The 8219-nt window shown below is 51.2% G+C and carries 6 protein-coding genes; all 6 read right to left on the reverse strand.

The window, feature by feature from the left end; all coding sequences use genetic code 11:
- Window positions 1-140 precede the first annotated feature (140 nt).
- On the reverse strand, window positions 141-398 hold the full coding sequence (secG, locus tag ABF463_RS12950) for a preprotein translocase subunit SecG (RefSeq protein WP_415534195.1): 258 nt from the start codon (window positions 396-398) through the stop codon (window positions 141-143).
- A 335-nt stretch (window positions 399-733) separates the two neighbouring features.
- Window positions 734-2968: a DNA gyrase subunit A gene (locus ABF463_RS12955; RefSeq protein ID WP_415534196.1), complete on the reverse strand. Its 2235-nt coding sequence runs from the start codon at window positions 2966-2968 to the stop codon at window positions 734-736.
- A 110-nt stretch (window positions 2969-3078) separates the two neighbouring features.
- Complete coding sequence (locus ABF463_RS12960) at window positions 3079-5064, reverse strand: DNA gyrase/topoisomerase IV subunit B (RefSeq protein ID WP_415534197.1); 1986 nt, start codon at window positions 5062-5064, stop codon at window positions 3079-3081.
- A gap of 218 nt (window positions 5065-5282) precedes the next feature.
- A complete protein-coding gene (ftsH, locus tag ABF463_RS12965; RefSeq protein WP_415534198.1) occupies window positions 5283-7151 on the reverse strand; it encodes an ATP-dependent zinc metalloprotease FtsH in 1869 nt (622 codons plus the stop codon).
- A 165-nt stretch (window positions 7152-7316) separates the two neighbouring features.
- Window positions 7317-7868 carry a hypoxanthine phosphoribosyltransferase gene (gene hpt / locus ABF463_RS12970; RefSeq protein WP_415534199.1) on the reverse strand — a complete coding sequence of 184 codons (552 nt, stop codon included), beginning with the start codon at window positions 7866-7868 and terminating at the stop codon, window positions 7317-7319.
- Window positions 7852-8219 (reverse strand): tRNA lysidine(34) synthetase TilS (gene tilS / locus ABF463_RS12975; RefSeq protein ID WP_415534200.1); only part of this gene is annotated, 368 nt, incomplete at its 5' end. The genes hpt and tilS, both read right to left, overlap by 17 nt.

Raw genomic sequence — 8219 nt, forward strand, 5'->3', positions numbered from 1 at the left:
TTTTATTTTGGAAAGGCTCATCCCTTTTAAACCCCCGAAAAGTTTTTAAAACAAAACAATCATTTTACATAAAAAAAAAACCCGGTTGGGCCACTCCACACACTGAAAAAAGAAACGCCCCGCTACCGCGGGGCAGACGCTTAATGCTTGGCAATCGTCATGGCGATCTCCACCGCCACCACAAGTACAACAAACACAATCGCCGCAATGCGCGTCACACGAGTCAAAACGGCATCCGCCGTGCTTGTGCCTTTTTTCCCAAGGAAAGACTCTGATGAACCGCCAGTAATCGCACCGCCAAGCGCTGACGTCTTGCCGTGTTGCATTAACACGATGACGATGAGCACAACGGCGGCAATTAACAGCAATGCGCCGCCTACAATTTCCAAAACACTCATGCTACATTCCTCCGCGGTATTTTTCCCGCCCCACTCCAATTTATGAAAACGCTGTTTTTCACGCGTCCTTTGTCACAGTCGTCCACACTCGAACGGAACACATACGAACCGTTTTCTGCAGTTTAGCCACTGCAACTCATACAAATATAGAATAGCATACCTTAGGTACAAATGCAATTCTTTTCCCATTCCCGATTAACATCCGCATAAATTTTCAAGGCACGGGCATGATAGTGAGGCAGCCACACTGGAAGTATGCGTTTGCAAGCACCGTGGCTGTAAACCGCTGTGGTTTGAAAAAACCATGGCGGTTATTTTTAAGGAGATGCCGCCCTTTAAAAGTGGAGCTGCTCACCTGCCGTATCCGCCGGCGCGGGCAACATCCCCGCACCGGGCAAGCGGCGCACCCGATAACGTCCCGGGTTTTTGAATGTACCCTCTACATACAGCCGCGCTTCCGTCACGGCTTGTCCCGTCTTGAGTGTCATCGCCGCCACGCCTTGCGTGGTATGCGTGGATTTGACCGGCACCGCCCCGGTATCCAGCAGCAGCAGCCGTCCGGCGGAAGACGAAAGCACGATTTCTTTGTCTTCTGTCAAATGGAACAATGCCACCAGTGGCGATTTGTCGCTGTATGCATGAACCAGCTTATGGCGGCGAGTCTTAGTCATATAAGAAGACAATTCCACTTTCGCAGCTTTGCCGTCCGCAAACAGGAAAACCAGCCAACCCTCATACTGTTTGGTTACGATCATTGCGTGCAGAGATTCACCCTCATCAAATCCCAGTTTAGCAGGCAAATAATCGCCCAATACGCTGGCTTTTGCATCCTCAAATTCTGCTACTGTGGATTTGTAGACCTGGCAGCGATCGGTGAACAAGAGCAGTTCACAACTGTTGGACGCTTCCGTGGTCTTCGCAAGCGCGTCCCCCTCTTTCAGTTTCTGCTCACCCGACATGCGCAGCGACTGCGGCGTGATTTTTTTAAAGTATCCCTCGCGTGTCAGAAACAGTGTGACTGGATAATCCGGCACAGCTTCCTCCGCCGTCGATGCCTCCTCATCCACATCATATAGGATAAGGCTTCGGCGCGGTTTGCCGTATTTTTTTGCAATCGCGCGCAGTTCATCCGCAATCAGTTTCAGCACACGTGCATGATCCCCCAGCGTAGCTTCCAGTTCCGCAATTTCCCGTTCCAACTGCTCGATCTCCTGTGTTTTTTGTAGGATATACGCACGGTTAAAATGGCGCAGTTTAATCTCCGCGACAAACTCGGCCTGTACCTCGTCGATGCCAAACCCAATCATCAGGTTTGGTACCACCTCGGCCTCCTCCTCGGTGCCGCGCACGATATGAACAGCCTTGTCGATATCCAACAGGATCTTTTCAAGCCCGCGCAACAGATGCAGCCGATCCTGCGCACGCATCAAGTCAAACTGGAGCCGCCGCCGGACACAATCCACCCGGAATGCCGTCCACGCCTGAAGCAGCCCGCGCACACCCAGCACCTGCGGTCTGCCAGCTACCAACACATTAAAATTGCAGCCGAATGTGTCCTCCAACGGCGTCATCCGGTACAGGCGGGACATCAGTTTGTCTCCGTCCGCACCGCGCTTGAGATCTATGGTCAGCTTGAGACCGGAAAGGTCGGTTTCGTCGCGGATATCTGAAATCTCCCTCACCTTGCCCGATTTGACCAGCTCCACAATCTTGTCCATGATGGCTTCAACGGTGGTAGTAGGCGGTATCTCTGTGATCTCCACAAAACGCCCCGCCTGATCCAGCTGATACCGTGCCCGCACCCGCAGGCTGCCGCGCCCAGTCTCATAGACGGCATGAAGCGTGTCCTTATTGTATAAAATCATCCCACCGCCCGGAAAATCCGGCGCTTTGAGCAGCGCCATCATATCCGCGTGCGGGTCTTTCATCAAACGGATGGTGGTCTCGCAGACCTCTGTCAGATTGAACGGACAGATGGAACTGGCCATACCTACCGCGATACCGATGTTGGAATTGATAAGGATAGACGGAAATGCCGTGGGCAGCAATGTTGGCTCCTGCATGGTGCTGTCGTAATTGTCCACAAAATCGACCGTTTTTTTATCGATATCGCGGAACAGCTCATTGCAAATCGAGTCAAGCTTGACCTCTGTATATCGAGAGGCGGCAAATGCCATGTCCCGCGAATACGCCTTGCCGAAATTCCCCTTTGAATCCACATACGCGTGCAGCAGTGCTTCGTTGCCGCGCGACAGGCGCACCATCGTTTCATAAATTGCCATATCTCCATGCGGGTTGAGCCGCATGGTCTGCCCCACCACGTTGGCGGACTTGGTACGCGCACCCGTCAGCAGCCCCATCTTATACATGGTGTATAATATCTTGCGGTGGGAAGGTTTAAACCCATCGATTTCCGGAATTGCGCGAGAAATGATAACGCTCATCGCATACGGCATGTAGTTTTCGGTAAGTGTACGGGTGATCGGCTGGGCTAGAATTTTGCCCGCGCCCTCAATACGCGCTTTTACGCCGCTTTTCCTTTTTTTAGGGAGTTCGTCCTTACGGGGCATTCAATCACTCCCTCCTTGTCTGTATATTGATTTTAGCACCTGCCTATTCGGCTGTGCAGAATGACTGTAACGTGTTTCACCGAAACAACAGCGTAGGTTGTTCCTATTTATTAAGATACATCGGCGAGGTCGATATACTCTTCCCCGTGGTCGGCAATATATTGCTTACGCCCTGAGAGATTGTTTCCCAGCAGCAAGTCGAAAACTTCAGCTGTTTTTTCGACATCATCCGGCGCCACGCGAATCAACCGGCGGGTATCGGGATTCATAGTGGTTTCCCACATCATCTCCGGTTCATTTTCGCCCAAACCTTTTGATCGCTGCACGGTGTATTTTTTTTCTTTGAGTTTCTCGATAATCGCCGCTTTTTCCGGCTCGGTGTAGGCAAAATAAGTCATCGCTTTATCACTGATCTCATAAAGCGGAGATTCGGCAATGTAGACATATCCCTCTTGAATCAGTGTGGGGACCAGGCGGTAGAGCATAGTAAGGATGAGCGTGCGAATCTGGTAGCCATCCACATCTGCATCCGTGCAGATAACGATCTTGTTCCAGCGCAGCTGCTCCAAAACAAACCCATGCATGTCTTTGTTGGCACGAGTGCGCACTTCCACGCCACAGCCCAATACTTTCACAATATCGGTGATGATGTCATTTTTAAAGATTTTGGCATAATCCGCTTTCAGACAATTTAAAATCTTGCCTCGCACCGGAATAATAGCCTGAAAAGTCGCATCACGTCCCAGTTTGCACGCGCCCAGCGCCGAATCCCCTTCCACGATATACAGTTCGCGTTTGGTGACATCCCGTGTACGGCAGTCCACAAATTTCTGTACCCGGTTGGCAATGTCCAGCGAGCCGGACAGTTTTTTCTTGAGATTCAGCCGCGTTTTTTCAGCATTTTCGCGACTGCGCTTGTTCACCAGCACCTGCTCGGCAACTTTTTCAGCATCCGATGGATTTTCAATAAAATAGACTTCCAGGCTGTGTCGCAAAAAATCTGTCATAGCTTCCTGAATGAATTTGTTGGTGATGGATTTCTTGGTCTGATTTTCGTAGGAAGTCAGCGTGGAAAAAGACGACACCACCAAAAGCAGGCAGTCCTCAATATCCTGAAAACTGATACGGCTTTCACTCTTCAAATATTTATTGCCTTGCTTGAGCAGCGCATCAATCTGCGATAAAAAAGCGGAGCGAACAGCCTTTTCCGGTGCGCCGCCATGCTCCAAAAAGCTAGAGTTATGGTAATATTCAATGCGGTTGGCGCTATTGTGGAAGCAGAACGCCACCGCAATTTTCACCTTGTAATCGGGCTTGTCCGCACGGTCGCGCCCTTGCCGTTCGCAGGATAGATACTGCACTGGCGTAAGGGCTTCTTCCCCCGCCAGTTCCTTAACGTAATCCTCAATACCATTTTCATAAAAAAACGTATGGGTTTCAAAGCCGTCCGGCGTTTCGTCCCGCAAAATAAAATGCAGACCGGGATTAACTACCGCCTGCCGCTTGAGCATATCCTGATAAAATTCCAGCGGCACGTCGATGTCGGTAAACACATCCAAATCAGGCATCCAACGCTGCACTGTGCCAGTGGCCGTTTCTTTTATCTTCTTTTTCTGCAAACCGCCGACGTTCTCACCGCGTTCAAAATGCAGTGTATATTCCATTCCGTCGCGCCTTGAAATCACGTCCATATATCTGGAGGAATATTGCGTGGCGCAGGCACCCAGACCATTCAGGCCCAGTGAATATTCATAACTTTCGCCTGCCTGTGTGTTGTACTTACCACCGGCGTAAAGTTCACAGTAAACCAATTCCCAGTTGAATCGTTTTTCCGTTTGGTTGTAGTCCACAGGCACGCCGCGCCCAAAATCCTCTACCTGCACTGAGTGGTCGGCATACCGCGTGATGATGATGCGGTCACCATATCCCTCCCGTGCTTCATCGATGGAATTGCTCAATATTTCAAAAATGGAGTGTTCACAGCCCTCCAACCCATCCGAGCCAAAAATCACGCCCGGACGTTTCCGCACGCGGTCGGCACCTTTGAGGGTGGAAATGCTGTCGTTCCCATATATTTGGCTTTGTGCCTTGGCCATTCATTTGCCTCCAAAAGAAGATGGATTCTGCTTAAAGCGTGCCCGTTTTTTCACACACCATGCAGATGCATTTATTACTGTACCGTACATTGCACAAGATTGTCAAGCGATTTTTCCTCGGCAAAAGCATTTGCAGTCATCATCTCTGCAAAAAAGCTGCCTTTCAGCAGCTAAAAGCCATTGAAAAGCAGCCTGTTTGCAATTAAAAATGAAACCTGTCAGCCCATCGCCGGCTGTGCGGTCGATGTCGGCGGCAACGGCGGTTCGGTAAAGAAACGTTCAAACTCCGTGCCGGACATTTTTTCGTTCTTCATCAAATAGTCGGCCACGGCTTTGAGTTTGTCCATATGCTCTTCCAAAATATCCTTGGCCTTTTCATATGCGGAATCGATCAGACTCTTGATTTCACTGTCGATCTCGGCAGCTACATTTTCAGAGTAGTTCCGCGCCTGAGCGAAATCGCGCCCCAAGAAAACCTCGTCGTGGCCGGAGCCGAACACAATGGGTCCAAGACGCTCACTCATGCCATAATGCGTGACCATTTTACGAGCCACGTCGGTCGCACGCTCAATGTCGTTGGACGCACCGGTGGAGATATCTTCAAGCACGATAGTCTCCGCCACACGGCCGCCAAGTAAGACACAGATTTCTTCAAACATCTCCATTTTGGAGGTGTAATTTTTATCCTCCACGGGCGGATTGAGGGTAAAACCGCCTGCCATGCCACGCGGGATGATAGAAATCTGCTGCACCGGGTTCTGCGAAGGCAAAAACCGCGTGACCACCGCATGTCCGGCTTCGTGTACAGACGTGAGATTTTTCTCTTTTTCCGAAACAACACGGGATTTCTTTTCGGGACCGACAAGCACCTTAATGGTCGCGTCTTCGATATCGGTCATCATGATGACATGGCGGTTTTTACGCGCTGCAAGCAGGGCTGCCTCGTTCAGAAGATTTTCCAAATCCGCGCCGGTAAAACCGACGGTCGTTTTGGCAATCTCTTTCAGATCGACATCCGGCGCCAACGGCTTGCCGCGCGCATGGACTTTGAGGATTTCCTCGCGCCCTTTGATATCGGGTGCACCCACCAACACCTGCCGGTCAAACCGACCGGGACGCAGCAAAGCGGGGTCGAGGATATCCGGGCGGTTGGTCGCGGCGATAATAATGACTCCTTCGTTTGCGCCGAAGCCATCCATCTCCACCAGCAATTGGTTCAAAGTCTGTTCGCGCTCATCATGCCCGCCGCCAAGTCCGGCACCACGATGGCGGCCCACTGCGTCGATTTCATCAATGAAAATGATGCACGGGGCACTTTTCTTTGCCTGATCGAACAGGTCGCGTACACGCGAAGCACCCACGCCGACAAACATCTCCACAAAATCCGAACCGGAAATGGAGAAGAAGGGCACACCCGCCTCACCTGACACAGCTCTTGCCAGCAAAGTTTTACCGGTACCCGGAGGGCCCACCAGCAAAACGCCTTTCGGAATGCGTGCGCCAAGCTCGTTGAATTTATGTGGATTTTTCAGGAACTCCACGATCTCGCGCAGTTCCTCTTTTTCCTCATCCGCACCTGCCACATCACCAAACGTGGTTTTCTTCTTTTCATCTGTGGCCTGTTTGACACGTGCCTTGCCGAACGACATCACTTTGCCGCCCCCGGCGCCGCCCGACTGGTTGATAAGGAACATCCAGAAAATCATAAAGATAACGGCGATCACCAACACAGGCAGAGAGCCGAACCACCACGGTGCCTGCCATGCCTGGATATAATCGTAGGTAATGCGGTCATTGGCATGCTGCGTGTTATACTGGTTGACCAGCGGCTGGATCTCCTGCACGAACATGTCGATGTTGGAAACCGTGTACTTGATGTGCTGCGAATGATCGACCGTCGCCACCAGCTCACCGCTGCCCAGATCCAAAGTGAAATCGGTAACCTTATTGTCCTCAAAATAGCCAACCACAGTAGAATAGACCATCTTTTTGTCCTGCGGCTGATTTTGTTCCACAACAAAGAATACCAGTACCAATACGGCAAACAGGATCAGATATACCCATGCGCCACGAAAATTCTTGCTCAATAAAACTCACTCCCTGATGCCGGGCGTATGCGCCCCGCAGGATAGGGAACCCTGTATACACAGGTTCCTTTGCGTTGTGCATCCTGTTACAACCCACGCGGCGTTAAGCCGCCGGTTCGAATGGATTCATTTCTATTATACACGGTCGGGCCGAAAAAAACCAGCTTACGGCCTTTGCTTTTCTCCATATATTTCCGGACGCAGCAAACCGACAAACGGCAGGCTACGGTATTTCTCCGCATAATCCATGCCATAGCCAACTATAAAGCCGTCAGGCACAGTAAATCCGGTATACTTCGGTATGACTGGCACGACCCTACCGGACGGTTTGTCAAACAGCGTGCAAATTTCTATACTTGCCGCACGCTGCGCGCACAGATTGTCTTGCAGATAAGCCAAAGTGCGCCCACTGTCCACGATGTCCTCCACGATTAACACGTCAAAGCCCGCCGGGGAACGATCCAAGTCTTTGCGGATTTGGATCGCGCCGCTGCTAGAAGCACCGTCCCCATAGCTGGAAATCGATACAAAATCCACCTGCAACGGCAGGTCGATTGCGCGCGCAAGGTCTGCAAGAAACAAAAAAGCCCCCTTCAACGTGCCAACCAACAATAGATTGCTTTCGGCATAATCCGCGTGGATGCGCGCGCCAAGTGCCGCTACCCGCGCCGCAATCTGCTCTTTTGTAAATAAGACCTGCTCAATATCTTCCGTCACCGACCTCCCCTTTCCGCCCACCCGCGTGATACGCGAGAAAATAGGCTCTGCGGGTGAGCGCGTCCGGCACGCAACGCGCATCCGGTCCGAATCCGCCCACCCAAATAACTCCCGATTCGTCCGCCGCTACCGGCACGTACGGCCGCAGAGACGGCGGGATTGCCTGTTCATTGAACAATTTCTTCAATGATTTTCCCACTCCCCGACCCACAGGATGGTAAAAATCCCCTGTTTGCCGGGTACGGATGACTGCTTTACCTTTTATTTTATCACAATCCAGAATATATTTGGAATAGCGTATGCAAAAACTTTTAAATTTTTTTACATTTGCACCCGTAATCGGGGTTATTC

Source organism: Ethanoligenens sp. (assembly GCF_047718355.1).
Lineage (GTDB): Bacteria > Bacillota > Clostridia > Oscillospirales > Ethanoligenentaceae > Ethanoligenens.